Source organism: Chloroflexota bacterium (assembly GCA_026708035.1).
Lineage (GTDB): Bacteria > Chloroflexota > UBA11872 > UBA11872 > UBA11872 > JAJECS01.
This window is the reverse complement of the sequence record JAPOVQ010000034.1, coordinates 1-26,061: the sequence shown is the minus strand read 5'-3', so window position 1 is coordinate 26,061 and position 26,061 is coordinate 1. Positions and strand designations below refer to the sequence as shown.

22 protein-coding genes, 2 tRNA genes and 1 CRISPR repeat array are annotated in these 26,061 nt (G+C 62.3%); of the genes, 8 read left to right on the top strand and 16 right to left on the bottom strand.

Going from position 1 to position 26,061, the window contains the following annotated elements:
• Window positions 1-28: 28 nt before the first annotated feature.
• The 3 genes from OXG33_13385 (at window position 29) to OXG33_13375 (ending at window position 1,988) form a co-directional block, all read left to right on the top strand.
• A complete protein-coding gene (locus OXG33_13385; GenBank protein ID MCY4114908.1) occupies window positions 29-541 on the top strand; it encodes a peptidylprolyl isomerase in 513 nt (170 codons plus the stop codon).
• Window positions 542-643: 102 nt separating this feature from the next.
• A complete protein-coding gene (locus OXG33_13380) occupies window positions 644-1,264 on the top strand; it encodes a peptidylprolyl isomerase (GenBank protein ID MCY4114907.1) in 621 nt (206 codons plus the stop codon).
• Between the two features lie 103 nt (window positions 1,265-1,367).
• Complete coding sequence (locus tag OXG33_13375; protein MCY4114906.1) at window positions 1,368-1,988, top strand: peptidylprolyl isomerase; 621 nt, start codon at window positions 1,368-1,370, stop codon at window positions 1,986-1,988.
• Between the two features lie 127 nt (window positions 1,989-2,115).
• Here OXG33_13375 and OXG33_13370 read toward each other — a convergent pair.
• Window positions 2,116-2,188: transfer RNA gene (locus OXG33_13370), tRNA-Ala, on the bottom strand.
• A gap of 62 nt (window positions 2,189-2,250) precedes the next feature.
• On the opposite strand from OXG33_13370, the gene OXG33_13365 reads away from it, so the two are divergent.
• The 4 genes from OXG33_13365 (at window position 2,251) to OXG33_13350 (ending at window position 6,691) form a co-directional block, all read left to right on the top strand.
• A tRNA-Ile gene (locus OXG33_13365) sits at window positions 2,251-2,327 on the top strand.
• A gap of 428 nt (window positions 2,328-2,755) precedes the next feature.
• Window positions 2,756-3,058: a hypothetical protein gene (locus tag OXG33_13360; protein MCY4114905.1), complete on the top strand. Its 303-nt coding sequence runs from the start codon at window positions 2,756-2,758 to the stop codon at window positions 3,056-3,058.
• A gap of 1,586 nt (window positions 3,059-4,644) precedes the next feature.
• Window positions 4,645-4,854: direct repeats of the CRISPR family, unit length 28 nt; unit sequence GTTCACCCCCTACGCGCGTGGGGATCAC.
• Between the two features lie 107 nt (window positions 4,855-4,961).
• Window positions 4,962-5,129 carry a hypothetical protein gene (locus OXG33_13355; protein ID MCY4114904.1) on the top strand — a complete coding sequence of 56 codons (168 nt, stop codon included), beginning with the start codon at window positions 4,962-4,964 and terminating at the stop codon, window positions 5,127-5,129.
• Window positions 5,130-6,001: 872 nt separating this feature from the next.
• On the top strand, window positions 6,002-6,691 hold the full coding sequence (locus tag OXG33_13350) for a hypothetical protein (protein ID MCY4114903.1): 690 nt from the start codon (window positions 6,002-6,004) through the stop codon (window positions 6,689-6,691).
• Between the two features lie 97 nt (window positions 6,692-6,788).
• Here OXG33_13350 and OXG33_13345 read toward each other — a convergent pair whose 3' ends face one another.
• The 13 genes from OXG33_13345 to OXG33_13285 all read right to left on the bottom strand — a co-directional run bounded on the left by OXG33_13345 (window position 6,789) and on the right by OXG33_13285 (window position 20,970).
• Complete coding sequence (locus OXG33_13345; GenBank protein ID MCY4114902.1) at window positions 6,789-9,923, bottom strand: type I restriction endonuclease subunit R; 3,135 nt, start codon at window positions 9,921-9,923, stop codon at window positions 6,789-6,791.
• A 110-nt stretch (window positions 9,924-10,033) separates the two neighbouring features.
• Complete coding sequence (locus OXG33_13340) at window positions 10,034-11,167, bottom strand: Fic family protein (protein ID MCY4114901.1); 1,134 nt, start codon at window positions 11,165-11,167, stop codon at window positions 10,034-10,036.
• A gap of 4 nt (window positions 11,168-11,171) precedes the next feature.
• On the bottom strand, window positions 11,172-11,336 hold the full coding sequence (locus tag OXG33_13335; GenBank protein ID MCY4114900.1) for a type I restriction endonuclease: 165 nt from the start codon (window positions 11,334-11,336) through the stop codon (window positions 11,172-11,174).
• A gap of 3 nt (window positions 11,337-11,339) precedes the next feature.
• A complete protein-coding gene (locus OXG33_13330; protein ID MCY4114899.1) occupies window positions 11,340-11,687 on the bottom strand; it encodes a hypothetical protein in 348 nt (115 codons plus the stop codon).
• A gap of 6 nt (window positions 11,688-11,693) precedes the next feature.
• Window positions 11,694-12,767 carry a DUF2806 domain-containing protein gene (locus OXG33_13325; protein ID MCY4114898.1) on the bottom strand — a complete coding sequence of 358 codons (1,074 nt, stop codon included), beginning with the start codon at window positions 12,765-12,767 and terminating at the stop codon, window positions 11,694-11,696.
• A gap of 4 nt (window positions 12,768-12,771) precedes the next feature.
• Entirely contained in the window at window positions 12,772-14,319 is a 1,548-nt protein-coding gene (locus tag OXG33_13320; GenBank protein MCY4114897.1) for a restriction endonuclease subunit S, read from the bottom strand.
• A 4-nt stretch (window positions 14,320-14,323) separates the two neighbouring features.
• Window positions 14,324-14,755 carry an HI0074 family nucleotidyltransferase substrate-binding subunit gene (locus tag OXG33_13315; protein MCY4114896.1) on the bottom strand — a complete coding sequence of 144 codons (432 nt, stop codon included), beginning with the start codon at window positions 14,753-14,755 and terminating at the stop codon, window positions 14,324-14,326.
• A 518-nt stretch (window positions 14,756-15,273) separates the two neighbouring features.
• Window positions 15,274-16,821, bottom strand: coding sequence for a class I SAM-dependent DNA methyltransferase (locus tag OXG33_13310; GenBank protein ID MCY4114895.1), 1,548 nt, complete (start codon window positions 16,819-16,821; stop codon window positions 15,274-15,276).
• Between the two features lie 1,487 nt (window positions 16,822-18,308).
• Entirely contained in the window at window positions 18,309-18,869 is a 561-nt protein-coding gene (locus OXG33_13305) for a hypothetical protein (GenBank protein MCY4114894.1), read from the bottom strand.
• A 279-nt stretch (window positions 18,870-19,148) separates the two neighbouring features.
• A complete protein-coding gene (locus tag OXG33_13300) occupies window positions 19,149-19,853 on the bottom strand; it encodes a hypothetical protein (GenBank protein ID MCY4114893.1) in 705 nt (234 codons plus the stop codon).
• Window positions 19,854-19,899: 46 nt separating this feature from the next.
• Window positions 19,900-20,154: a hypothetical protein gene (locus tag OXG33_13295; protein MCY4114892.1), complete on the bottom strand. Its 255-nt coding sequence runs from the start codon at window positions 20,152-20,154 to the stop codon at window positions 19,900-19,902.
• Window positions 20,155-20,364 (bottom strand): hypothetical protein, encoded by a 210-nt coding sequence (locus OXG33_13290; protein MCY4114891.1) that lies wholly within the window; start codon window positions 20,362-20,364, stop codon window positions 20,155-20,157. It lies immediately after the preceding gene.
• Between the two features lie 483 nt (window positions 20,365-20,847).
• Window positions 20,848-20,970, bottom strand: a complete 123-nt coding sequence (locus OXG33_13285; protein ID MCY4114890.1) for a hypothetical protein — start codon at window positions 20,968-20,970, stop codon at window positions 20,848-20,850.
• Window positions 20,971-21,367: 397 nt separating this feature from the next.
• Here OXG33_13285 and OXG33_13280 point away from each other — a divergent pair, with 397 nt between their 5' ends.
• On the top strand, window positions 21,368-22,300 hold the full coding sequence (locus OXG33_13280) for a creatininase family protein (protein ID MCY4114889.1): 933 nt from the start codon (window positions 21,368-21,370) through the stop codon (window positions 22,298-22,300).
• Here OXG33_13280 and OXG33_13275 read toward each other — a convergent pair.
• Both OXG33_13275 and OXG33_13270 read right to left on the bottom strand, forming a co-directional pair.
• Window positions 22,212-24,374: a hypothetical protein gene (locus OXG33_13275; protein MCY4114888.1), complete on the bottom strand. Its 2,163-nt coding sequence runs from the start codon at window positions 24,372-24,374 to the stop codon at window positions 22,212-22,214. The genes OXG33_13280 and OXG33_13275 overlap by 89 nt on opposite strands.
• Window positions 24,375-24,421: 47 nt before the next feature.
• Window positions 24,422-25,111, bottom strand: coding sequence for an ABC transporter ATP-binding protein (locus OXG33_13270; protein MCY4114887.1), 690 nt, complete (start codon window positions 25,109-25,111; stop codon window positions 24,422-24,424).
• Window positions 25,112-26,061 lie beyond the last annotated feature (950 nt).

Genomic DNA, 26,061 nt, shown 5'->3' with positions numbered 1-26,061 from the left:
TCCTCCGGTCTTCGATGCCTACCCATCGATGGAAATTGATCTGCGCCGGTCCTACAGCGTCATCTTCACGACAAATCTCGGACGCCTCACCTTCCAGCTGCTTCCCGAGGAGGCGCCGCTGGCGGTCAACAGCTTCATTTTCCTCGCCAACGAGGGCTACTACGACGGCGTCGCGTTTCATCGGGTAGTCCCCGGCGTGCTCGCCGAGACGGGCGACGCCACCGGAACGGGCACCGGCAATCCGGGCTACACCTTCGAGGTGGAGTCTACGCAGCGAGCCTACGAACGCGGCGGCATCGCCCTGGCCAACGATGGGACGCCGAACTCCAACGGATCGCGGTTCTTCTTCATCCTGGGCGACCTCGCGGGAAGCGCCGAGGCGCCGCACGCGTACACCGTCTTCGGCCATCTGAAGCCGGATCACGCGCCGTCGGTGGCCACGCTCGACAAGATCGAGGCGGCGCAGGAAGAGGTCATCATCGTGTCCGTGAAGGCGACGGAGGGCTGCCTGCCGAGCGGCGGTCCCTTCCAGTGCTCATGACGGGTCTTGGACTCGCACGGGGGTCGCGCTCGGTCTAGCAGGTCCCATGGCACGTGCGGCAGAATGTCTGGCGGACCCAGGGGCCGGCGGGGAAAAGGCGCCATGCGGCGAGCGGTAGTGGTCGGTCTAGTTTCGTTGATCGTCGTCGTGGTGGCGGCGTGCGGCGAGTCGGAGCCGGAAGGGCCGCCGGTCTTCGACGCCTACCCAGCAATGGAGATTGATCCGCTGCGGTCCTACAGCATCACCTTCACCACCAGCGTCGGGCGCCTCACCTTCACCCTGCTTCCGGAAGAGGCGCCGCTGGCGGTCAATAGCTTCATTTTTCTAGCCAATAGCGGCTACTACGACGGCGTCGCGTTTCACCGGGTGGTCCCGGGCGTGCTCGCCGAGACCGGCGACGCCACCGGAACGGGCACCGGCAACCCGGGCTATACCTTCGAGGTGGAGTCCACGCAGTGGCCCTATGAACGCGGCGCCATCGCCATGGCCAACGACGGGACGCCGAACTCCAACGGATCGCGGTTCTTCTTCATCCTGGGCGACCTGGCGGGAAGCGCCGAGGCGCCGCATGAGTACACGGTCTTTGGCCATCTGAAGCCGAATCACGCGCCGTCGGTGGCCACGCTCGAGAAGATCGAGGCGGCGCAAGAAGAGGTCACCATCTTGTCGCTGAAGGCGACGGAGGGCTGCCTGCCGAGCGGCGGTCCCTACCAGTGCTCGTGACGGGTTCTGGAACCACATGAGGGGCGCGTTCGGTCTAGCAGACTCCATGGCGGGTGCGGCAGAATGTTAGGCGGATCCAGGGCCTGACGGGGAGACGAGCGCAATGCGGCGAGTGACAATCCTTGGGCTAGCTGCCCTCGTGCTCATCGTCGTGGCCGCCTGCGGCGAGTCGGAGCCGGAAGGGCCTCCGGTCTACGACGCCTACCCGCCGATGGAGGTTGAAGATCAGCGGGGCTATAGCGTCACCTTCACCACCAGCGTCGGGCGCATCCGCTTCGTGATGTTGCCGCAGGAAGCACTGCTGGCGGTCAACAGTTTCATCTTCCTGATCAACGAGGGCTACTACGACGGCCTCGCGTTTCATCGGGTAGTCCCCGGCCTGCTCGCCGAATCGGGCGACGCGACGGGCACGGGCACCGGCAACGCGGGCTACACCTTCGAGATCGAGCCACCGCAGCGACCCTACGCGCGGGGACTGATTGCGCTGGCCAACGACGGGACGCCGAACTCCAACGGATCGCGGTTCTTCTTCATCCTTGGCGATCTGGCCGGAAGCGCCGAGGCGCCGCACGAATACACGATCTTCGGCCATGTCAGGGAAAACCATGCGGTGTCGTGGGCGACGTTGGACAAGATCGAGGCCGCGGAGGAAGAGGTCACCATCCTTTCGACGGTCGCGACGGAAGGCTGCCTGCCAGCGTGGATGGGCTTCGGCCGGTGTTGATGCCGACGCGCGGCATGCTCGCCGTCGACGACTAGACGCTCCGCAAGCTGGGCGCGGCGCGATCGCGACAGGTGCTCCAGCCGATCCCTGGGCATGCACCGCGCCGGCCGACGCCGCCAGTCTTGGGTGGAGATGAGGGGACTTGAACCCCTAACCCCTGCCTTGCAAAGGCAGTGCTCTACCAATTGAGCTACATCCCCATTGCCAGATTCTAGGGTAGCGCCGGATCGGTGCGGGGCTCTGATACCATCCCCAGGGCTCCGGGCTCTTAGCTCAGTCGGTTAGAGCGCGCCTCTGATAAGGGCGAGGTCCGTGGTTCGAATCCACGAGGGCCCACCAAGCTGGACAAAATCAAGAACCTTTACGCTGAGGATCGTTCTGAACCTATAGGGAAAGGGTTCACCCCTACGCGCGTGGGGATCACCAAACACGAGGGCGGCCCCGCCGATGAGCAGGTGGTTCACCCCTACGCGCGTGGGGATCACAGACGAGGTGCGCCGCCGGCCCTGATCATTTTGGAGCATTGCCTTGGGCGCCCAGGTATAAGCCGCCTGGTTCCCGGCCCTTTACGTCTGGACATTGTCCCGGTTGAGCTCCGTGAAGGCCGCCGCGTACGCGCGCCCCCTCGTTGAGCGCACGGCGCGCCAAGTCGCCGACGCCCGCGACTTCTGCAAACGGGGCGGCTATGACCGCGACCCTTTGGGGATCAAGTGAACTGCGGGGGCCGGGAATCCTTCAAGCGCAGTATCTCCGCCCGCAGCTCACACATGGATACGCCAGGCGGCGTCTGCCTGCTGCCCAAGGTATCCAGATACGGCCGCCCGCTGCATCGGCTCTGGCGCTACGTTCTGCTGACCGGCGATGTCGCGGCTGTCATCTGGTTCGTCGCACTGCATGCCTTCTCGCGGCACCCAGCGACCGTGGGGAGCGGCAGCTACTCCGTCTGTGTTGTCTACGACGCCCCCATCCTGCCGGAAGCAGATCCGGGGGTGGGCATGGGCGGCTTGCTGGTGGACGCTTGGCTCGGGATGGGCCTTTCCTGGCTGTATGCCCGCTGCCTGGAGGGCTAGCGACCGCAGGCATCCTGGTCCACAAACGCTCAATTAGTCGGTAAACTGCTACGCTTAAGTGCGATGGTTGACCCATGAACGCCATGTGCATTTTCGCAACCCGTAGCGCGCTCAATATCGTCGGTCTGCCGGCTAACATGCATCGCGTCGCCACTGCGGCTGACCACACGAGCCATTGACTGTGCGAGGCTTGGGGGGCTCGCACCTTAGCGTCGAGCACGCTCGCCGAGTTAACAACCCTGTTCCGCACGCCGGAGCGTGGAACTCATCGCTCTACTGCCGAAGTCGCCCGGGCGGCACGCGCGTTGCTTCGGACCGCGTTCCTGATCTCAGCCGTAGCGCTTATCGCACAAGGCGCTCTGCTCTTGGCGGCGGCAGCGGCCCTTGGACGCCTAACGTATTTCCTCACGCCTGTGGATCCGCGACGGGTGGCGCACGATCCAGTCTGGGTGATCACAGGCGTCGTCGCTGAGATTTGGGGCGAAGTCTTTCTCGTCGCCAGTGTACTCGCGATGCTCTCGGTAAACTCGGCTTTTGCGGCTTGGCTGGGCCGCGCATTTGCAAATGCGCTCGCGCTCGGTTCAGACGTCAGCATTTCACCCGAACGTGCGGTTCTTCGTGCCCTCGGAAGTTCCGCAGGTTCCACATTGATCTTGTTGCTGGCGCTGAGCTTCGGCACTGGGTGGAGTCGGGCAGTGCCGGCGATCGTCTTGGCAGGTGCTGGATTCGTTGCCACGTCATCTTATGCTTCGACGGCTATGGGTCGCGGCAGGCGCCGATGGTCGACCCACCATACGGCGGCACGCATGGGTGGTATCGCCCGGCGATGCTCTGTGCTTGGGCTTACTCGCGTTGGTCACCCAGGTGGCCTCGATCTCGGCGTTCGACTGTGGATGGCCATGCACGGACACCAAAGCCTTGATTGCTCGAGCAGGCTCGCCGTCGACCTTTGAGCACCTGACCAGGGATGACGCATACCGGGCGTGGGGGCACGAGCTCAACGCTCGATATGCAGGGGCGGGGCTACTAAGCATCACGGCAGGCGCATTCCATATCCCCGTAGGCTTGGCGGCAGGTCGCGCCATCCGCCGCATCACCTCGGCACAGGAAGCACAGGTCGCCGCTCGGTTCTCAGATACCGTGACCGACGAACAGCCGACGCCGTCGAACACCCGATCACTAGCACCGAGCGCGCGCAAGGAGCTGAATTGCGGCATGTGCGGATCCTTGAGTTCGGCGAGTTCGAGAGTGCGCCTGAACTGGGAGAGCAAGCGACTCTTCGTCCCACCGCCATCTCGTTGAGTCTCTAGATGGGCTTGCCAGTCGTGCGGGTTTCGCAGTCCGTCGGTCGCGTCCGCGTGCAGCAACTGTGGCCACCGACGCAGCGCCGCTTTCTGATTCCCGAACTTGCGTAGCCCGTCTGGGCACCGTTTGACCGGATCACCCGGCCTGGAAGCATCAGCAGTGTCAGCGCCCCGCCATTAACCTGAGCAGCCCGTACCGAGCACCGCAAGCGGCATTGCACTCCGCCATTGTTGGGGCATCAGGGTGAGCGCGTAAGACCGCGGTCTGGGGACGCGCCTGGGGTTCACCCCCTACGCGCGTGGGGATCACCTGGCTGGCCCTGGCGCTGCCGGACGTCGGCAAGTTCACCCCCTACGCGCGTGGGGATCACTGCGGCGTTGGCGTCGCTGTTGCCCGCGATCCGTTCACCCCCTACGCGCGTGGGGATCACCGCATGACCCCGTCGACACGTCTAACTTCCCGAGTTCACCCCCTACGCGCGTGGGGATCACATCACGTTACCGTCGGGCAGTCCGCGTGCCTGGACGAGGCTGCCCCCGACGGCGAGGCGACGTGAGTCGACCTGTCCGACAACGTCGCCCTACGGGTGGGCTTTCCGGTGGGCAACATCAACGTGCCAGCGGCGGTGACGGATGTGCGGTTCGCGGTGGCGTTACGCGCGCCATCCGTCACGGTACCTGCGGCGGCGTACAGCTTCACCGTCGACGTGGACGGCACGGCCGTGGCCACGGTCGCGGGCTGGCAACCGGTGCCGGCCGACAACTGAACGGAGTCGGAAGTGATCGCGACGCCAATCACGCGCCGGTTGGCCGCGGGACTTTCGACTCTAGCCTTCTTGGTCAATGGCCCCCGGCGGGGTCCCACCTGAAATGATCGGGGGTGCGGCTGGTGGTGGAGTACACGCCGACCCGGACGTGACGGGCCGGGCGCCGCCGAAGACGCCGAAGGCGGGGCGGCAGCCGATCGTTGACACGCAGACCGAAAACTACGGCGTGTCCAAGCGGGCGAACGCCCGTGCCACCAACCCTGCGGCGTCACATGGACTCGGCCGGCAGGCGAATCCCGAACGGGCCGAGCGTCCCGTGGCGCTGTGCCGCAGACGTTGGATGCGGCATCCGCGGCCTGGGCCGGTCGGACTACCGCGGAGGCTTGACGACCCTCGCTGGCTTCCCACAGGCGGCGAAGCTCCCTCGCGCTCCCACGGTGCTGGGTCCTGTCCAGACTTGGCACATCGTGGACAGGCGTTCGGGGACATGGTGGACACTTCGGCTGGCTCTCGCAGGTCCAACGTTCCCAGATCGTCGGTCAGAACGCGGATCGCCCAGCGGCCATCGGTGGGCGTGGACCGAAAGGCGACGGGCCCGCCGCCAGGCTGGAGCTGCCGGCTCTGGAACGACACCCAACCGCCCGCCTGGCCTTTCCTCGTCCCGAGATCTAGCGACGGGTGATAGCATCGTTTGATTCAAGGAGCTCGGATTCATGAAGTGAACGATGCTCTTCACGTGCCTACCTCCCGCTGGGCCTTGCGAGTGGCGAGAACTCGCACCCTTCGTAGTCGCGTACAACGAGCAGCACGGCACATCGTACTTTCGATCACAGTGCCTGGATGTGGAGATACGGGACCGACCGGCGCCGGAAGTGTTGCTAGAGGCTCAAGGTGAACCCTCTATAGTCATCGAGCGCAAATCGATTGTATGGCCGCCAGGAAAACACCTCGCCAATCATAGGAACGAGCACAACCTGTCGGAGTATTTGTTGGAGGCCTTGCGGTCACACGGAGATGATTTCACGGATTTGCTGTATCAGCTGTCAGTCCAAGAAGTGTCCCTCCACGGCAAAAGAGACCGGGATATTGCAGCCATAGCAAGGACTATCGCCAGCGACATTGCATCACATGCTGACGAAGCGAGATCATTCGGTGGCATCGGTAAATCTTCGCCAATTCCCTGGAACTTTCGTGCTGTGCATGAGTCGGAGAGAGATGAAACTACCCCAACGCGCGGCATAGGAGTCATGATTTGTGGAAGCACTGACCACCACGATCCGGCTGCGTTTCGTCGGAAACGAGAGTCGGCGAACGATGGCTTCCGAGAGGAGTTTGGAAGGCAGGCATCAGCTGCGGCTGAGAAATTTTCCGACTATTCCGACTGCCTGAGGTTGCTTTTGGTCCAGTTCTTTGGCGACCCTGAGTTTGGCCCGACCGACGAAGAGATCAAGACAATAGTTGTGTCCAGCCAATGGCCAAAAGATATTGATCAAGTCTGGGTTGCCGACGAGAAATGGGTCAGCGCAGACGACTATGAGATCGAGTGGGTGCGCCTCACGTAGCGCTGGTCTCATTACTCCTAGCAAGCTGGCCACAATTATGAACCTTCTGTTGAGGTTCAGGCTGGTCCTTTAGGTAGGCGTTGGAGGGTCGCCCCTCTCAGGTCGCCGCCCAGTCCTCCGAGAGCGCTTCCGCCTGCTCCAAGACTGTCAGCGTGGCCTTCTCCTGTTTGTCCGGCGGGTAGCCGTGCTTGCGCAGGATGCGACGCACCAAGCGGCGCAGGTTGGCCCGGACGTTCTCCCGCATGGTCCAGTCGATGGTGACGTTGCCCTGAACGGTGTCCACAAGTTCACGTGCGATGTCGCGCAGCGTCTCGTCGCCGAGCACCTGCACCGCGCTGTCGTTGGTCTCCAGCGCGTCGTAGAAGGCCAGCTCGTCGTCCGAGAGCCCCAGCTGCTCGCCGCGGGCGTTGGCCTCCCGCATGTCGCGGGCAAGCTCGATCAACTCCTCGATCACCTGCGCCGCCTCGATCGCCCGGTTCTGGTAGCGCCGCAGGGTCTTCTCCAGCATCTCGGCAAAGGAGCGTGCCTGGACCACGTTCTTGCGCCGCCGGGTGGACACCTCGCCCTTGAGCAGCTTCTCCAGCAGCTCCACGGCCAGGTTGCGGTGACGCATCCCTTGCACCTCCGCCAGGAACTCCTCCGACAGCACCGAGATGTCGGGCTTGTCCAGGCCCGCGGCGGCGAAGATGTCCATCACGCCCCCGGCGGCCACCGCCTGCGAGATGATCTGGCGCACGGCGAAGTCCAGCTCTTCCTCGGGCCGCGCCTCGCCCTCCGCCCGTTTGGAAAGAGCCGCCCGCACCGCCTGGAAGAACCCCACGTCATCTCTGATGCGCGTCGTCTCGTCGTGCGGCACGGACAGGGCGAACGCCTGCGACAGCTCCCGCACGGCGTTGAGGCAGCGGTCCTTGCCGTCTTCCTGGGCCAGGATGTGCTCCTGGGCGGCCGGCAGCAGCCCCAGCCGTTGCGGTGCGGTGCCTGTCGTCCACAGCGACCAGTCGAAGCCGTGGAACAGCCCGTGGCAGACGTCGTATTTCTCCAGCATCACCGCCACGGCCTCATTCTGGTCCAGCGCGGTCTCACCCTTGCCGCCGCTCTCGGTGTAGGTGGCCAGGGCCTTCTTGAGGTCTTGCGCCAGGCCCAGGTAGTCCACCACCAGACCGCCCGGCTTGTCCTTGAACACCCGGTTCACGCGCGCGATGGCCTGCATCAGCCCGTGGCCGCGCATCGGCTTGTCCACGTACATGGTGTGCAGGCTGGGCGCGTCGAAGCCTGTGAGCCACATGTCGCGCACCAGCACCACCCGCAGCGAGTCGGCGGGATCGCGAAATCGCTTCGCCAGGTCCTCGCGCCGCGCCTTGTTGCGGATGTGCGGCTGCCAGTCGACGGGGTCGGACGCGGCGCCGGTCATCACCACCTTGATGCTGCCCTCGGCGTCATCGTCGTCGTGCCAGCCGGGACGCAAGCGCACCAGCTCGCGGTAGAGGTCGATGCAGATGCGGCGGCTCATGCACACCACCATCGCCTTGCCGTCCAGCGCCGCCAGCCGCTGCTCGAAGTGGGTCACGATGTCTTCGGCGATCTGCTTGACCCGCTGCTCCGCGCCGACCACCGCCTCCAACTGCGCCCACTTGGTCTTGAGCTTCTCCTTGCGCTCGATCTCCTCGCCCTCGGTGGCCTCCTCGAAGTCTGGATCGATTTTCGGTCGCAGACTCTCGTCCAGCTCCAGCTTGGCCAGTCGGCCCTCGTAGTAGATCGGCACCGTGGCCCTGTCTTCCACGGAGCGCCGGATGTCGTAGATGCTGATGTAGTCCCCAAAGACTGCGCGTGTGTTGGCGTCCTGCAGCTCGATGGGCGTTCCGGTGAAGCCGACAAACGAGGCGTTGGGCAGCGCGTCGCGCATGTGGCGGGCGAAGCCGTCGATGAAGTCGTACTGGCTGCGGTGGGCCTCGTCGGCGATGACCACGATGTTGCGCCGGTCCGAAAGCGCGGGGTGGGTGTCGCCCTTCTCCTCGGGATAGAACTTCTGGATCGTGGTGAACACCACGCCGCCGGCGTTCACCGACAGCTTGCGGCGCAGGTCGGCGCGGTCCTGTGCCTGCACCGGCGGCTGGCGCAAGAGGTCCTGGCAGCGGGCGAAGATGCCGAAGAGCTGGTCGTCCAGGTCGTTGCGGTCGCTGAGCACCACGATGGTCGGGTTCTGCATCTCCGGCTCGCGGACGATCGCCCCGGCATAGAAGGCCATGGTCAGGCTCTTGCCCGCGCCTTGGGTGTGCCACACCACGCCAATGCGGCGGTCGCCCGGGTCGCCGCCCGGCCGGCGGCCGGCCTCGTAGCGTCCCGCACGATCGTAGACACGCCCTTCCGGCAATCCCGCCGCGCGCACCGTTTCTTGCACGGCCACCCGCACCGCGTGGAACTGGTGATAGCCCGCCACTTTCTTGGCCAGCGCGCCGCCGTCGTCCTCGAACACGATGAAGTCGCGCACCATGGCGAGAAACCGGCGCGGGTCGAAGACGCCCTGCAGCAACACCTGCAACTCGGTTAGGTGCTCATCGGCCAGCGCCTCTCCGCTGACCGTGCGCCAGGGTTTGAACCACTCCCACCCGGCGGTGAGGGTGCCCAGGCGGGCCTCGAGTCCGTCCGAAACCACCAGCGCCGCGTTCATGGCGAAGAGCGTGGGCAGCTCGGCCTTGTAGGTCTGGAGCTGGCTCCACGCCGTGTGGATGGTGGCGTCCTCGTCCGCCGGGCTCTTTAGCTCGATCACGCCCAGGGGCAGCCCGTTGACGAACAGCACCACATCCGGCCGGCGCGTGTTCCGATTCTCGGTGACGCTGAATTGGTTCACCGCCAGCCAGTCGTTGTTGGCAGTGCTCTCGAAGTCGATGACCTGAACCTGGCTCCCGACAACGCGGCCCTCCGCATCCCGATACTCGACTTCGACACCGTTGACGAGCATCCGGTGAATCGCACGGTTGCGTGCCTCTAGCGATGACCCCTCGGGCCGGGTCAGCTTTCGGAACGCGTCGTCCACTGCCTCAACCGGCAGGCCGGGATTAAGCGTGGCAAGAGCATCCCGCAGCCGTCTCTCCAGCACGACCTCGCTGTAGTCGCCGCGCTCGGCCGCGGGAGTGTCGGGAGCGGTATTCGGTCCAAGAGCCACGCGCCAACCAAGAGCACTTAGCCAGTCCAGTGCGGCCGACTCCACGTCGGCTTCCCTGACGGTGGTCATGGGCCTGTGCGTCGTTCGCCGGGATTCTCGTTGTGCATCACGAGCTCACCACAAGCGCTGTTGTGCATCACCATAGGCCCAACATGAGTCACAAAACCCATTGTCTTCAATCAGTGAGACGCAACCGCCGCGCCGCCTTCCGCCACGCGGAGGAGCCTGGAAAAGGCCAGCATCGCCGGCCGCCTCCCACGAGCTTCACGCAATACGGTCAACATATCGCCGTCGCGCAGTACTCGTAGTATCCGGGACGCCGTGGGTGCGGGAATCCCGGAGTTCCGCACGAAATCGGATGAACGGAAAATCGGCTTTCCGAAGATCCAGTCGAGAGCTCGAACGGCGTACTGGGAATGGGTCTCGTCAACCACCCATTCCTTCAACTCGTCGTAGAGTGCCAAGATGCTCCTGGCCCGGGCCAGATTGGTATTGGCCTGTTCTTCAACGGCCTTCAGGAAGAACCCGGACCAGCCAGTCCAGTCATCATCGCGGGACACTGCTCGCAGCCGCTCGTAGTACTCGTCGCGGTGTTGATCGAGAAAGCCGCTGATATAGAAGTGCGGCGCCTCCAAGAGGCCCTTCGCAACCATATATAGCGGAACGATCAACCGGCCTATCCGTCCGTTTCCATCCAGGAAGGGGTGGATTGACTCGAATTCGGCATGAACGATTGCCAGCTGCACCAGCGGGTCGGGCTCATCCGAGTGAATGAACCCTTCCCATGCATCCATGGCGCCCGCCAGATGCTCCACAGGGCAGGGCACGAAGTCGGCGCTCTCGATGGTCGAACCAGGAGGTCCAATCCAAACGCTGTTGGGTATGCGGCGGTATTCGCCCGGGGCTTTGTCCCGCCCCCTGACGCCTCTCATCAGAATGCGGTGAGCGTTGCGAATGAGCCTCAACGATAAAGGTATGTGTTCGATCTGGCGGTTGGCAGCAGCGAGGGCGATCCTGTAGTTCACGACCTCGTAGACGTCGTGTCGCTTGGCTGGATCATCGACGGGTTGGTCTTCATCGGCCTCGAAGGTCAGAACCTCAGTAAGGGTTGTTTCCGTGCCCTCAATGCAGTTTGAGTAAACGGCCTCTTGGGTCGCAAGCGGAGAAATGAGGACACCAGTGTTGGGCATGCTTTCGAGCATCGCCCCATATGCCGCCACCGCAGAGTGCGCTCGCCCGATCTCAGGCACTAACCGGGCCCAGTCCAGATTCCGAGGAGGGAACATGCCAAGGTGGTATTGGGTTGCTGCCATGGCGCTATCGTAACCTTCCCGAAATATGCCGCGACAGCGGCTCGATCACGCCCAGCGGCAGGCCGTTGACGAACAGCACCACGTCCGGCCGGCGGGCGTTTCGGTTCTCGGTGACGCTGAATTGGTTTACCGCCAGCCAGTCGTTGTTGTTTGGTTTCTCGCGGTCCACGACTTAATCCTGTCCCCCGACCACCCGGACCTCGGCGTTCCGGTACTCGATCTCAACGCCGTTCACGAGCATCCGGTGGAAGCCTCGAATGCGCGCTTCCAGAGACGAGCCCTCGGGCCGCGTAAGCTTGCGGAAGGCGTCGTCCAGCGCATCCGCTAGCAGGGCGGGCTTCAACGCCGCGTGTGCATCCCGCAGCCGGCGCTCGAGCACCACGTCACCGTAGTCCGCGCGTTCGGCCCCTGGCGCATTAGGTGCAATGACGGGGCCGTAAGCAGTTTGGCAGCCGAAATCGGTTAGCCAGCCGAGCGCGGCGTCTTCCGCGCCAGATTCGGCGAGGATGGTGGTAGGCACCCTCTTTCACTCCGGCGGTACTTGGAATTGGTGTGGTAAATGAATCCCTGATTCAGCCATGTTCAAGTCATTTTGGCCAAGGAATTTCTTGAAGTCTTCGAGGTATTCTTTCATAGGCTGTATTTCCACGACGCGTGAAAGCTCTCTACCAGATTGAGCAAGAGCGACTCCTGACAGCCTGAATTCTTTGTCTACCCATCGTTGTTTTATTGGCACCAAGACCCACGATCGTCCCTGAAATCTAAATGGGAATCTCAGCCACAAGGGTGGCGCTTGACCGGGCAAAGGGATGCCCACACTCATCTTGTAGTCATACGAGGAGTTGTAATCGGAGATTATAAGATCATGTTCGTTGAGCACGTTCAGGTTGTCAAAACTAAGCCCGTACTTTTGCAGCGCGTTGGTTCCCGCATCACCACCTAGCGCAGGGATTCTGGCATCCATGATAATACCTCCATCTGGGCTGATCGATACACAGATGGAGCAAAGCTTCCGAAATAGATCGGCAGTTCCCTTATCTAGATTTTTGAGAATTCCGATAGTCTTGATGGATGTGCTCCCAGATCTCTCTACTTCGCCTGCAAGGACTTTGGCCCAAATCTGCTGCATTTCTTCAGAGGATACATCTTGAACATCGTTGAAGAATCGCGCTGTCCAGTCGTGATCGACTTCGTCGTCTTGGACTTCCTTATCTTCTAGCTCCAAAGCTGCCTGTTGTACGACCGATTCAATGTTGGATTGTCGTTTTTGCTCTTGGAATTGAATTCGCTGCTCGACCAGATCGCCAAATGTCACTTCACCACCAACAACAGCTTCAGAGGAAATAATCGTTGAACGGGCGTCGGCCTGCGCTTTCGAGATGATCCGCATGGTGTCTGCTTGAGTTTTGGCTTCGGCAATCTTCGCTTTTGCTTCACCCTCAGCAGCGATGAGCTTCGCTTCGGCGTCACGTCGCGCCATCATGCGAGAAAAGACGAAGCTAGCTGTGCTGCCGATGCCACTCGCCGTATAGTCGATCAGCTTTTCGACAGCTCGAGAATTCAAATTGATGTTCAAAGCGTCATTCTCCTGTTCGGACATTTCCTCACCTCAGCCCTGACATTAGCTCCGGCAGGAGCGCGTCCCGCTGGGCTGCAAGGTAACGGGACTCCGATTGCAGACGATGACGGCGAGAGAAGATATCGCGCGCGTAGTCATTGAATTCGGCTACGAGTGGTGTGTTAGGCAATAGCTGCATGTTCATATATGCCAGTTTTCGATTCAGTCCCGGCACCGCCGAATCTGCCGCAACAGACGGAAGGTCTTGGATGGAAAGGGCAAAGAAAAGGAAGTGTACCCCGAAATTGGCATTCCTTGGGACCACGTAGAAGGTCGTGTCGATTGGGTAGAAGTCGCCATGCGCCCACGTTACGACACCGGGGTTGCCTTTCCTCCCGACAACGATGCCTGGCCCCACTACAAGCTTCTCATCGTGCCAGCCGACTTGTCCGTTCGAGCCATACACGGGAACGGTGCCGTCCTTTCGGTCGGCTGCTCGCAGAGCCTTACCGTAGGCAAGTTCGACAAGCTCCCCCAGCGCCTTCACTTCCCACCCCTCCGGCATCTCCCCAAGCTCCGAGGGCACCAGCCGGTCGGGGAAGAGGTCGGCGATCTGCGGGTCCATGGCGTCCAGGTAGGCGCGGGCGCGTTCGACGGTCCACTCGCCTCCGGGCGCGGCGCCGTTCCCGCTCGGCACTGCGTTAGGGTCGGCGTGATTCGCTAGGGCATACTGCTTGAGAGCGACCTTGGCGCGGACGGGGTCGAAGTCCACGAACCAGGACTTGAAGAGCGCCCGCGCCATCTCCTCCAGCGTCTGGCTCATGCACCGGTTCAGCTCGATCTTGTCGTCCAGCGTGCCCAGCACGTGGGCGATGGCGCGTTGTTCCGATTCAACAGGCACTCGCACCAGACAAGCGTGTGCGTCATTGCGGTTGAGTCCCGGAACTGCGCTGTCGGCGTTCATTTCCTGAAGAGGTAGTGACTTGAGAACGTAGTATCTGAACCGCAAAAGGCCAGAGTCGGCACCTGTGATGTAAAAGGTCGTGTCTATCGGCCAACAGGGAACAGGGGAATAGTAAACAGCACCGACAGTCCCCTTTCTTCCTATGACGATAGTTGGCCCATCAATCAGTGGCTTATCGTGATAACCGATTATTCCATTTGATCCTATGACCGGTACATCTCCTGACGAGATTCGGTCGTCCGATCGGAGACCCTTTCCATAGGCGAAAGGTGCGAAGTTCCCAAGCGTAACCTCGTGCCAACCAGTCGTCGGCATCGGCTTGTTGCCATCTGCGTACATGGGAAGAAGAGTTCTTTGCGACTCGACGATCTGCCTGAAGGACTCTCCAATACGGTTCAGGTCAACTACATCGACGGTATATGGCAGGTCAGACTCTTCGAAGGCTATCTCCAGCCTAGCCATAGTTTCATGGTCGATCGCGGCGGTGCCTTGCACTGCCAGATCGAGGTCTGAAGAGTGCTTCGAGGTCCAGTTGGCGCGGCTGCCGAACACCGAGACCTTGACACCCGCCGGCAGATGCTTGCGGAGGATGCATTGCACGGCTTCAAGATGGTCGATCCTGATGTCCACCGGGCTAGTCGAGGCGTTCATTCTTTTCCTGCAATTCCTTGAGCAAATAACGGGCCTCCCGCAGAAACTCCGAGATGCCTTGAAAGACCCTCTCGGCCCTCGCCTCGTTGTAGGCATGGCTGGTGGCGCCACGATCAGCGCGATACCGCATCCAAGCGTCTGGTTCGGAATGCAACAACCCCTGTTGCCTCGCCATTCTGAGCAAGTTCCGAAAGTCCAGCTGATCTACCTCCTCAGGATTGGCCGAAATCTGTTCCAAGTAGCGCCGTATCATCTTGACGCTGAGTTCGTAGGTGAATTCAAATGCCTGGATAGCCCCGGCCCTCATTTGGTTTTGGATCGTCGGATACTGCCGTACTATGTTGGACTCGTACTGAACGAGCGAATCTTCCAATTGCGTCACCGCATTTTCCAGCGGTGTCAAATCCAGCTTCATCAGGTATCCCTCATATCCCAAGCCCCGACTGCGTCAGGTTATCCCCAATCGCTGCGTCCAACCGATGGGCCTCGGCGCGATGCTCCCGCCATCTGACAGCCGTGGTTGGCACGGCTCCTCTTCCACGACTATGCATGCCCGCTCACGACTGACTCCAATCCGTCCAAATTCGACACACGCCGCAAGACCAGCGCTTCGACCACGTCAGTGCTGCCTAGCCGTTTCTCGTCGGGCTGTTCGGTTCGCTGTGTCGCTCATCCCATCGGTGTTTAGCCGAGTTCAAGGCCATCTTCACTGAGGATATCTGCCCTGGCGACACACCGTAGCCGTCCGCCACCACCGGTATGCCAGACGGGTAGATCGCCCGCAGGCGTATGAGTTCACCGACCGTCATGTATTTCCCTCCAGCGGCTGAAGTTGCCTCTGGGTTGCGAAATTCACCGTGGCCGCACAGTCAGGAAGGCCGTGCACATTGGCGATGCAGTTAGGAGGTGACGAGTCGAAGACGACTGTAGGTCTCATAAGCCGTTGCCCTCCTGGCTCGCACCAAACCCCAGCCGTGCCAAGTTCTCCTCAATGGCCGAGTCGAGTCTCGCGGCCTCCGCCTGCTGTTCGCGCCACTGCTTGGTGAGCCGGGCCATCGTATCCTCAAAGGGCTCGCCGTCGTCCGGTTGCGGCTCGGCACCGACGTAGCGGCCGGGTGTCAGGACATGACCGTGCCGGCGAATCTCATCCAGCGCCGCACTCTTGCAGAAGCCGGGGACATCGGCGTACTCGCCCTCTCCCCCGCTGCCGCGCCAAGCGTGGTAGGTGTCGGCAACGCGGGCGATATCTTCTTCCGATAGGTCGCGGCGCGTGCGATCCACCATGTGGCCCAGATTGCGGGCGTCGATGAACAGCGTCTCATCCCTGCCAGGTCCGTGCGCCCCGCCGCGGCCCTGGCGAAGGAACCAGAGACAGGCAGGAATCTGGGTGGAGCGGAATAGCTGGCCCGGCAGAGCGACGATACAGTCCACCAGGCGAGCCTCGATCACGTTCTGGCGGATCTGCCCTTCGCCCGACTGATTGGACGACATGGAGCCGTTGGCTAGGACGAAGCCTGCGATGCCTCGGGGCGCCAAGTGGTGCAGGAAGTGTTGCACCCAGGCGAAGTTGGCGTTGCGCAGTGGCGGTATGCCGTACGTCCACCGCGGGTCGTCCCGCATCCGCTCCCCGCCCCAGTCCGACACGTTGAAGGGAGGATTGGCGAGGATGTAGTCGGCCCGCAGGTCGGGGTGGCGGTCGTTGTGGAAGCTGTCGCCGTGGGCGATCTGGCCTTCGATGCCCCGGATGGCCAAGTTCATGCGGGCCATGCGCCAGGTGGTGTAGTTGGACTCCTGGCCGTAGATCGAGATTCTCGACGATGCCCGTCCGCCGTTGCCGTTGCCGCTGGCGTGGGCGTCGATAAACTCTACCGACTGCACGAACATTCCCGAGGAGCCGCAGCAGGGGTCGTAGACGCGGCCTTCGTAGGGCTGGAGCATTTCGACGAGCAGCCTGACGACGGAACGCGGGGTGTAGAACTCGCCGCCCTTGCGGCCCTCGGCCAGCGCGAACTGCTCCAGGAAGTATTCGTAGACACTGCCGAGCACGTCGGTGGCGCGGGCCTGGGCACCGCCGACCTTGACGTTGCTGACCATGTCGATCACCTGGCCGAGGCGGGTCTTGTCGAGCGCGGGGCGGGCGTAGTCCTTGGGCAGCACGTCCTTGAGGGCTGGGTTGTCCTGTTCGATGGCGACCATCGCGTCGTCGACGACCGTGCCGATGCTGGGCTGGTGCGCCTGGGCTTGCAGGACGGACCAGCGCGCCTCAGGCGGCACCCAGAAGATGTTCTCGGCGATGTACTCGTCCTCGTCCTCGGCGGCTTCCTCACCCCACTCGGCGAGCACCACGGCGTGGCGCTCCTCGAAGGCGTCGGAGATGTACTTGAGAAAGATGAGGCCGAGGACGACGTGCTTGTACTCGGCGGCGTCCATGCTGCCGCGCAGGGCGTCGGCCATGCGCCACAACTCGGACCGGTGGTCCATCGCGCCGCCGGCGTCACTCGACTCGGGCTGGGCGCTTCTGCGTCTTCGTCGTGCCGTCGTCATTGGGCTATGCCTCCTTTGCCTGCAGTCCGCCATCGCTCCGCCTCGCGCCGTGCAGCTCTGCCAACCAGTCCGTAGCCATGCGACGCCAGGGGGCGAGGCACGCCGCCACATTCCACCGAGATCACCGTAGCCTCGGCACCCTTGTCGCGGCCCGACAGTCAGCAGCAACCGACGGTCGTCTCCGCGCTGTCCCCGCACCTCCACGCGTCGGTCGGCGGCGGGCGGTTGCTTTGAGCCATCGTTGGCTGCCTCCCGAAAGCTCCGAACCCACAGCTCCTTGCATGCAGCCCAACGATAGCCGCCGAGGGGCGTCCGTCAACGCCAACCAGAGGTTCCGCTAGGCGCTGCTCCAAGGCCTCGTTGCGATCCCGCCGCCGGGCGGCAGCCGTCGCGGCGCCTGCCCAAGGCTCGCGTCCTAGGATTGATGCTCAATACCCTCGCGATTCCCGGCGGTTCCCGCTCTGACACCAGGGCGTGGCACAGCACCGTGAGCTGCGGTGGCACCCGTCCATCATGCGCCACCCCTGCCGTAACCAGTGCCTGCCACGTCCCGTCGGCCTTTGCTCCCCAGGCAAACGTGTCGTTTTCGCCGAGGTCGTTGCTCGAAACCTCTGCGCACACCTTATGCAAACATGCCCCTCCTATAGAGAATGACGTGTCCTCCGTCTTGCAACCGGGCCTTATGCCCACATGCTTACTCCACTGCAGCAAACTGCTGGCACGCCTTTCGGTTGCCACCTGATACCACCTGGCCCACGACTCACGTGCACTTCTGCAACTCCCCTCCAATCTCTGTACGCCCCCAGGACATCACGTAGCCCGCTGGAACGCGCATACCCCGGAGGGAGGGCCTGTATACATGCCCCGAATCATCAACGAGGCCCAAGGACCTGCGAAGCCGTCATATTGAGTGGGACACGACTTCGAGCCGAAGGACACACCCGAGCACCACATCGCGGCCTGGAGTCGACGGCTGTGCAAGGCCCGCCGATCTCGCACCTTGATTTCGGAGCGCCGCCGGTCAGCGACACCCTTCACCCCACGACGCGCCGGTGCTTCACGCGCGCCTGGCACGAATGAGCGAGCCGGGTGTGGCGCAGGCATCGACCGCCGCTCGGTGTCGAGGTCCTCCAGTGGCCGAGCCTGCTCGCACGCACCCCGAAGTCCAATGACCGGCACCAGGGAGGCGGGTGGCGCCAGCCTTTGGGTCTACGACAGCTGAAGGGCCAACCGCGCCCGGCTGCAACGTGGGGATTGCGGGTTCTGAATCGATAGCTACCGGATTCACGTGAATCCCACTGGCTGGTAGGACCAATGGATTGGCCCTCACGCCAGCGATGGGCGTGCGGAGGCAACGGTGCATCGTCTCCCGCGGGCGAACAGCGGGACCTTCGAGTGGTGCGATGGACGAGGACCGGACGTGCCTACGGTTGCTTGAGCTCGCCAAGCCGTTCAAACTCCACCCACCAAGCGACGTCGTCCGGAAGGTCCGAGATATGGACCACGACCTCACCGGGTGTGAATACGGCCATCCGCTCGCCCAGGACCTGCGCCCAATCCCTGTCTCCCGTAACGTAGATGCGATTCCACCAGTCTCTCGACCACCTGACGCCGCCGGAACCGCCGACGCTGGTGAGGATCACGTTCGGGATGGTGTCAACGTCCGGCGGCTCGTCGTCCGCGAAGCGAATCCTTACAAGCCACAACCCCTCGGACACCAGGCTGATGGGGATCGTCGGCTCTGAGCCGACGCCGTTGACATAGAGGAACTCCTGTGGGGCGTCCGACGTCGGCTCCGATCCATGGACTGGTACGTCCCGAACAATCTCCGAGGTCACCATACGTCCGGACACGTCCGCACGCATGGCGTTCGAGATGAAGGTGTTCCATTCGGCGGCTCGGCGGTAGTCGAGCACGGCGATAGCCGCTGTCACAGATAGGGCTCCGGCGATCACGACGGCGGTCAGCGGGACGAGAACGCGCAACCTGCGATCTCCTGGTCTCATGCCTCTTTCACTTTCGTGGGCGCACCCCGGGCCGCTGGGCGGCCAACCCCAGCGGCCCGGTCGCGCCAGCTCCTCGGACAACTGATCAGCCGCCTAGCAGCACCACGTGGAACCCTTCGACACCTGCGGGCTGTCCTTGGACCCGTTGCCATACTGCTTCTTCTGAATATCGCTGTTACTGACCTTGAATGACCAAGCAAGAGTCTTCCAACGCGGCAGATTCCCAGCCATCCGGCAGGCTTCCGATGACCATCTCAATCACTCTTCGTCATTGTCGGAGATGGGCATTTCACTGGCATTTTTGCCTTGAACCTCTTGGGCCTTCTGCCATTCCTTGCGCCGCTGCTCATATTCATCTCTGCTTTGCGTGACGGTCTGAACTCTTGCGTATCCTTCCGTCAATCTGTGGAAGTCTTGCCTCACGGCGCTCAAATGGTCGGCTATTTCTTTCAAGTGGTTGGATTCGAAGAATGTCCCCCTAAATTGAGAGAAATCCACAATGTAGGTATCAGTTCTACGCTTGCCATATAAACTCTCGTACTGTGTTCGGAAAGTCCAGGGTGTTTCAGTGGCACGCTCATATTCGTCAGAGGACACCGTTCCTAGGGGAAACCTGTACGCTTGGTTAGGCTCCAGATAATCTAGGCCGTTCTTGATAATGGGTAGCTCGTCAATCACCGGTGGGTGACCGTGCATCCAACCGCTGCGGAAATAGCTCGGGTCCCCATCAAATTCAATTTGCACGTTCTTTGCCGCGCCATGACCATTGTTCTCTATTACAAGCTCATACCCAGGATGACCGGTGTGATCTGTTTCTACTCGTATGCTTATTCTTGGTTCAGTTTGAACTTCCCGCAGCTTTCGTGTTTCTGAGACGAGCCGCCAAGTCAGGATCGCGTAGAAGACTGTGGCCCCAGCGACAACTCCGGTGAATACTATGATTAGGATTTGACCTAATTCCATATCTGTCAATCCGATTCTCTGGTTGAAGGTACGCTCATGATTGCCCCTACCGGCCAAGGACCCTCAGGTACTCGTCGTGTCGACCGATCCAAAACCAAACGAAGTCTCCGCGGTCCTGAATAGCCACCGCTCGGTACGCAGCGCCCACCCGGGCAGACCAATAGCGCCCAACATTCCTGAACCGCAACGAAGGATGTCTGGGATTGGCTTGCAGGAGCTCAAAGTTTCGTCTTGCCGTCTGTTGCACCGGTGCAGGCAACTCTTGGAAGCGCCGCCAGAAATGTGGAGCCGTCCTGTGCACCTAATGGTCCTGCAGGTCCTTGAGTTCGCCTCTGGCCTTGGCCTCCAACGCCTCGGCCGCCAAGACGTCCAGCTTGCCGGACTTCACGTCCTCGTCGAACTCCCGCTCCCATCGCTCCCAGTCTTGGTCCAATACCCAGCGACACAACTTCGTGTAGTCGGCCTCGGACAGGCTCATAATGGCTTGCTGAATCTCCGGTATGGTCGTCATATCCTCTTCCTTTCCTGTGTGGCCCAGCGCTACCCCACCAGAGCCCCGTTCAGCTCCTCGAGCAGTGTGCCCAGTTCATCTCCGAACAGCTCATACGCCTTGCCCAGGCCGCCCTGCTGGTTGAACGGGGCGTATAGAAGTCGCCCATCTCCATGCTAACGCTGCCCGTGATGTGGTCCCGCATGGCCTCCAGCCACCGCACCTGTTCCTCTGTCAACGCGCATCCGGCAGTCTCCTGCAGGGCCATCCAGCCCTGGAACCGCTCACGCACACCGTCGGCGAAGGGACGAACTCGTCTGCGCCGCCTATGGCGTAGCGCACCACGGACACGATGTCGGCTAGGGTGCGCTGGCCCGAGTCGCGCACCTTTGACCTGTTCAGTTGCCGGTAAGCCTCCCAAGTTTCTCGGTCGTCCACGAGCGCGACGGGGATTCTAGAGTGTCGGCCAAGGTCCTTGTTCATGGCGCAACCCCAGGTAGTGTCCTACTTTGACTTGCGGCGATCTTTCCGACGCTTCGCCACGTCCTCGGCGCTGTCTTCGCGGTCCTCGATCAAGTGCACCACGTCTGCCAGCGTCCACGGCTTGTCCGCCAGGCCCGCCGCCATCGCCGGCGTCGTGGACTTGCCATGCGCACGCGAGGACCGCAAACCGCGTGGCGCTGATGACCTCAACTTTGCCGTTGCAGCGCCTTCGCAGGAACCCCTACAGCGCAGACAACGCCGAGCGCCCCCGGGCCAAACCCGGGGGCGCTCGTTTCCGATTGCTGCGGATGCTCGCCAGGCGCTACTTACAGATGAGGAAGCGACAACGGAAGTCGCGGTTAGGGCGCCGGCCGGGAGCTAGGCCGCAGGCGACGCCGGTGACTCTCGGCGGCGTTGCGGACACTGCTTCGACCCGCGACCGGATGGCCTTGCCAGCGAATGCGCGGCGGGGCACGATTCGCCGACTGGACGCTTCGAGGGCTCTCGATGGCCTACACGGCGCTGGAACGATTGAACCGTGATGAAGTTGGCGCGCGCGCCCAATGCCGCGGCGATCATGCCGACGGCAGCGATCGAGCAGCACGGCCCCCACAACCCGATCGGCCTGGACACGATGTGCTGCATGGCGGTGGCGCGCGGGGCGGCGGAGGCGGTCGGCGATCTGGACGTGCTGGTGAGCCCGCCGCTGCATTTCGGCAGTTCCGATCATCACCGGCCGTTTCCGGGGGTGCTGACGCTGCGGAACAGCACGTTCAGCCTGGTTCTGCTGGAACTGCTGGAGAGCCTGGTGCTTTCGGGCTACCGCCGCATCCTGATCCTGAACGGGCACGGCGGCAATATCCAGCTGATCCAGCAGGCGGCGCGAGATTTTGTGCTGGAGCACCCGGACGTTCGCGTGGCGGCCGGCGCCTATTGGGACATCGCGCGGCGGCGACTGGAGGCGGTTGAGGCGAGCCGGCCGGTGCACGCACCCGGTCATGGGGGCAACTTTGAAACATCGGTGATGCTGCACCTGCATCCGGAACTGGTGCTGGACGAGCTGCTGCCGATCGAGCACGCGGACCGGGACGATCCACGCAGCTCGGGCTGGCCGAAACTGAGGATGTCGACGATGGGCAGGTCCGTCAACGTGGCGGACGTAGTGTACATGTCGTTTCCAGGCGCCCGAATCACCGGGTTGAGTGACGACGCACGGGCCGCCACGGCGGAGTTGGGGCGGCAGTACTACGAGATTGCCGTGGAGATGACGGCCAGACTGATCCGCACCATCGCTCTCTTGAACTCCATCTCGGAGGGCATAGGCCCTCAGATTCGACCGAAATGCGCCGCGGGACGGCGAGCGAGAGCCGGCACGCCGATGGTCGTTAGCCGGCTGCCGCGTCTGGATCCGACGCCAAGGGCGGCGTGCGGCTTGCTTTGCCCGCAACCAGAGCAGTCGCAACGCTTCCAATAGCCAGCACCGTGACCAGTATGGATGTAAACGATGCGTTTCCAGGGGGAGATTGGACGTCGAAGCTGATGTTGTAGGTAGCAGACAGAATCAAGCCCAATAGGATGGATACGCCAAAGGCAAGCAGCAGCGGCAGCGCGAAGAGCAAGCCAATGTCGATAGCCAGCAACCTCCGAGTGGCGCCTAGACAGCGAAGCATTTGGAACTCCGCTTGGCGCTGACGAAAGAGCAAGACCACGGCATAGAGCAGCGCCACCGCCGCCATCCCGGACGCAGTGGACGCTATGACCAGCAGGAAAGGATTGGCGATCAAGGTTTCTATGTTGATACCGGATACCAGAGCGGCATGTGTGGTTGCATACAACTCGTCGGGCAAGTCTTGCAGGCCCTGCATGACGTGTCGCAAGGATTCCGAAGCGCCGTCCGTTGAAACAAGGAGGACGGTGTGGTCCGGTATGAGTGGTCGCAGCAGCTGGTCAACGATCAACACGGCTCCGTTACTAGGAACCCAGGAACCCCTGACGCGCCCTCCCACCGGGTAGATGCCGGGAATCGACGCATCGGTCTCCGGATAACGATTCGTCACCGTTACGCTGGCTGCATCGGCCTCGGACGCCAGGTAGACGCTCCCAGCATCGCAAGTCGCGTCGAGCGCAACCGACCCGGGTACATCGTCACACGTCAGCGTATATAGCGATGTTTCTTTTCCGTTGATGTCGACGGGAATCCGTCCCGCCGCCACTGTTCGGGTAACGCCGTCGATTCCGTCCACGCTGCGGACGATCGAGTCAGGCGACGTAAGGTTTGGAAGGTTAACGAATACATCGAAGTTGCCTACCGGCTTTGGAGTGCCCTGAAAGTTCGCTGACACCATAAACACCACCAGGAGGACTGCCACTGCGGTGGCGGATACGCCGAGCAAGGCGTCGGAGCCCGAGCGTGACATTCGCGATCCCGCAATCTGCGCCCGTGTCCGGCTGGCGAGCGCCCGACCCGCAAACGTCACCCCCAGCCGGGACCATCCTTCAAGGCCAATTATGCTTAGCAGCAACCCGCCGGTAATCAACCAGGGTGACAGGCCCGCGTCCAGTTTGGCGGATGCGAAGATGGCCGTGGGACCAGCCAACGCGCCAGCCGCCGACAGGTAGGACAAGTAGGAAACGCGGGGACGTTCCCTGCGCAGCGTCGCGACTGGATCACGGCTGGCGCGCTGGACCATTCGCGCGACGCTTCCCAGCCCGACCACGACGGTGGCCAGCGGGACCGCAAGGCCCAGCAAAATGGGAAGGCGCAGGTCGTTTGCCCAGTACGAACTGCCGGCCAGCGTGAACGAATCCAGCGACGACATCGCGACCGCGTGCGCGACCGAGCCTGCAATCCCGCCGACAATTAGCGGAACCCCCATGTCGGCGGCAATGGCGATGGCCAACTGCCGTGGCGGCGCGCCTAGAACCCGCAACAGTCCATAGCGCCGCGCCCTAGCGTTGAGATGCACGGCGGCACCGGCTCTGGCCAACGCGACCGACGGGAGTACCAGGACGAGCAGCCCAAGCGCAACAAAGCTGGTGTCAAGCGGCGGTTCACCTGTTGAGCCGCGTCCGGCGCGAACCGGGTGGAACCTGGAGGCGAGCTCCGGGAGAACTGCATCGACGAACTCCACGATCACCATTTCGCGGGGATGAGCCAGCGCCGCGCCGGAAAGTTCCTGTACATTCCGGTCGCCCAGCCAGGCGCCCAATTCACCCGTCCAGTCATCCTGAGACTGGGCAAGCACCGCCGGTGAGGCCAGCACGGTCCCAGGCGGCTCGACCCGGGGGATGCCGGGGAGGTTCAGCGGCTGTCCCGTTTCGCCCGCGAAGACAGTCATTGCCAACGGCCCGTAACCCGTGGCGACCAGCTTGGATGTCCGGAGCGGCCCATCGGTCGGCTGGACTCTGGGTGGCAATCCAGGCGGACCATCCCTGGTTATGACAGCGTCGTGCTGAGTATGCAGGCCGGAACGAAACCCAAGGGCCAGCGACAGCCCGGCGCTGGCAAGAACACCCACCACGACCAGCGGAATCCAGACCAGGAGCATCCGGCGGGAGCGGGGCCAGAGGCAGCTAATGATCAACTGTAGGCGGCTTAGCCCTGGCCGATCAGGCGTCCCCGCTCTAGGCGAAGCACGCGATCAGACGCGGCCGACACCGCAGGGTCATGGGTGACAATCAATACGCCAACATCAAACTCCTCGGCGATCCGTCGCAATTCGGCGACGACCGACCCGGAGTTTTTTTCGTCCAGCGCGCCGGTCGGCTCGTCGCAACAGACGATTCTAGGGTGCATCGTCAAGGCTCGGGCGATCGACGCACGCTGCAACTCTCCGGACGAAAGCGTTGACGGGTACTTTCCGGTCAACGGGCCGAGGCCGAATCGGTCGAGCCAGGCACACGCCTGCACACGCGCCTCACGCGTCTTCGTTCCCGATACGACTAGCGGAATCGCCACGTTGGCGGCAACCGTCAGGTCGTCCAGAAAGGCCGGAAACTGAAAGACGAACCCGCAGGTCGCCCGGCGGACCAGCGTGATATCCGGTTCTTTCAGACCCCAGATGTTGGCGTGCTCTCCCCATGTGACTACGCCTTCCTGCGGTCGCCGCAAGCCGGCCAGAGCGTAGAGGAGCGTCGACTTTCCCGATCCGCTGACTCCCACGACAGCAAGCATTTCCCCCCGGTGGAGATCTAGATCGGCCCCACGCAGAACGCGCCGAGCACCAAAGCTGTGACATAGCCCTCGGCCCAAAAGGGCGGTTCGTGATGACGTTAGTGTCTGCATGCTGATCGGTTCCATCTCAAGGCTGTCGCTCAGTTGCTATTTGCTCGACGCAGCGCTTCGTGGTCCCACGGCGGAAAAAACCGGTCTTCAAGGCCAAGGTCAAAGATGCAATTAGTGTATGCGGCATCCACTTCGGCCGGCGCTTCTTCACGATCTGCGGTCGGCGTGGGCTTCTTCTTATAGAGGTACTTCGGGCCAAAGTCAGCCGGTAGCTCAAGGTACTCGTACCCAGTCCTGGTGGTCACGCACGCCCGTACCCGCAGCATCTGCTCTCGGGTCGGATAGTTTGCTTCGAGGTAAGCGAGATTCGCTTGGTGGTCTACGTTGTCGTGCGTATGGTCGTGACCATGACCAGATTGAGAGGAACACCCAGCCAAAAGAAAAATCACAAACGCCATACCACAGGCGAGCGCCCGACAGAACTTCCGGGCGCTCGCCTGCGCTGATGAGCTTGGCGGTCTAGGGACCACGTGAACTACGAGTCGCACCAATCCTTAGACGAGTTCTCGTGATCGGCCCAGTGGGTGTAGTAGCCGTAAGGACCGACCCCATTCCCATGACTCGAGTAGGCGTCCACCCGATACCACCACCACATCCCGTGTGAGTGATCGTAGTGTTGGTCGCAACGCGAATCAGCCGAAACCGCTCCCAGTCCGAAGGTCAAAGCGAAGCTCAAGGCCAGAATGGCCCCTGCCAAGATGGCCGCTATGTTCAGGCGCCTCAGGACGGTGAAATACATAATCTAGCCGCCCTTTCTGTGAACTCTCCTACTAACCCCGAACATAGCACGCGATATCGAGCACACGCAACCGGGGTTAGGGAAAGCACGCTCAGGTCAGCGGCGGAGCGGAAAGAGCGGGCGGTTGGTGCTCGGTTACTTTTTGGCCTGGCTGATGACGCGGCCGCCGTCCACGACGTCAATGTTCAGGTTGTGGCTGTCTAACAGCCGC

Bases quoted from the DNA above. Each gene is read 5' to 3' on its own strand.
- OXG33_13325 (MCY4114898.1), bottom strand. From the start codon at position 12,767: ATGTCCGAACAGGAGAATGACGCTTTGAACATCAATTTGAATTCTCGA.
- OXG33_13385 (MCY4114908.1), top strand. From the start codon at position 29: ATGGAAATTGATCTGCGCCGGTCCTACAGCGTCATCTTCACGACAAAT.
- OXG33_13380 (MCY4114907.1), top strand. From the start codon at position 644: ATGCGGCGAGCGGTAGTGGTCGGTCTAGTTTCGTTGATCGTCGTCGTG.
- OXG33_13315 (MCY4114896.1), bottom strand. From the start codon at position 14,755: ATGAAGCTGGATTTGACACCGCTGGAAAATGCGGTGACGCAATTGGAA.
- OXG33_13275 (MCY4114888.1), bottom strand. From the start codon at position 24,374: ATGCTCCTGGTCTGGATTCCGCTGGTCGTGGTGGGTGTTCTTGCCAGC.
- OXG33_13270 (MCY4114887.1), bottom strand. From the start codon at position 25,111: ATGCAGACACTAACGTCATCACGAACCGCCCTTTTGGGCCGAGGGCTA.
- OXG33_13340 (MCY4114901.1), bottom strand. From the start codon at position 11,167: ATGGCAGCAACCCAATACCACCTTGGCATGTTCCCTCCTCGGAATCTG.
- OXG33_13310 (MCY4114895.1), bottom strand. From the start codon at position 16,821: ATGGACCACCGGTCCGAGTTGTGGCGCATGGCCGACGCCCTGCGCGGC.
- OXG33_13285 (MCY4114890.1), bottom strand. From the start codon at position 20,970: ATGGCGGCGGGCCTGGCGGACAAGCCGTGGACGCTGGCAGACGTGGTG.
- OXG33_13360 (MCY4114905.1), top strand. From the start codon at position 2,756: ATGGATACGCCAGGCGGCGTCTGCCTGCTGCCCAAGGTATCCAGATAC.
- OXG33_13300 (MCY4114893.1), bottom strand. From the start codon at position 19,853: ATGGAATTAGGTCAAATCCTAATCATAGTATTCACCGGAGTTGTCGCT.
- OXG33_13290 (MCY4114891.1), bottom strand. From the start codon at position 20,364: ATGACGACCATACCGGAGATTCAGCAAGCCATTATGAGCCTGTCCGAG.
- OXG33_13280 (MCY4114889.1), top strand. From the start codon at position 21,368: ATGAAGTTGGCGCGCGCGCCCAATGCCGCGGCGATCATGCCGACGGCA.
- OXG33_13345 (MCY4114902.1), bottom strand. From the start codon at position 9,923: ATGACCACCGTCAGGGAAGCCGACGTGGAGTCGGCCGCACTGGACTGG.
- OXG33_13375 (MCY4114906.1), top strand. From the start codon at position 1,368: ATGCGGCGAGTGACAATCCTTGGGCTAGCTGCCCTCGTGCTCATCGTC.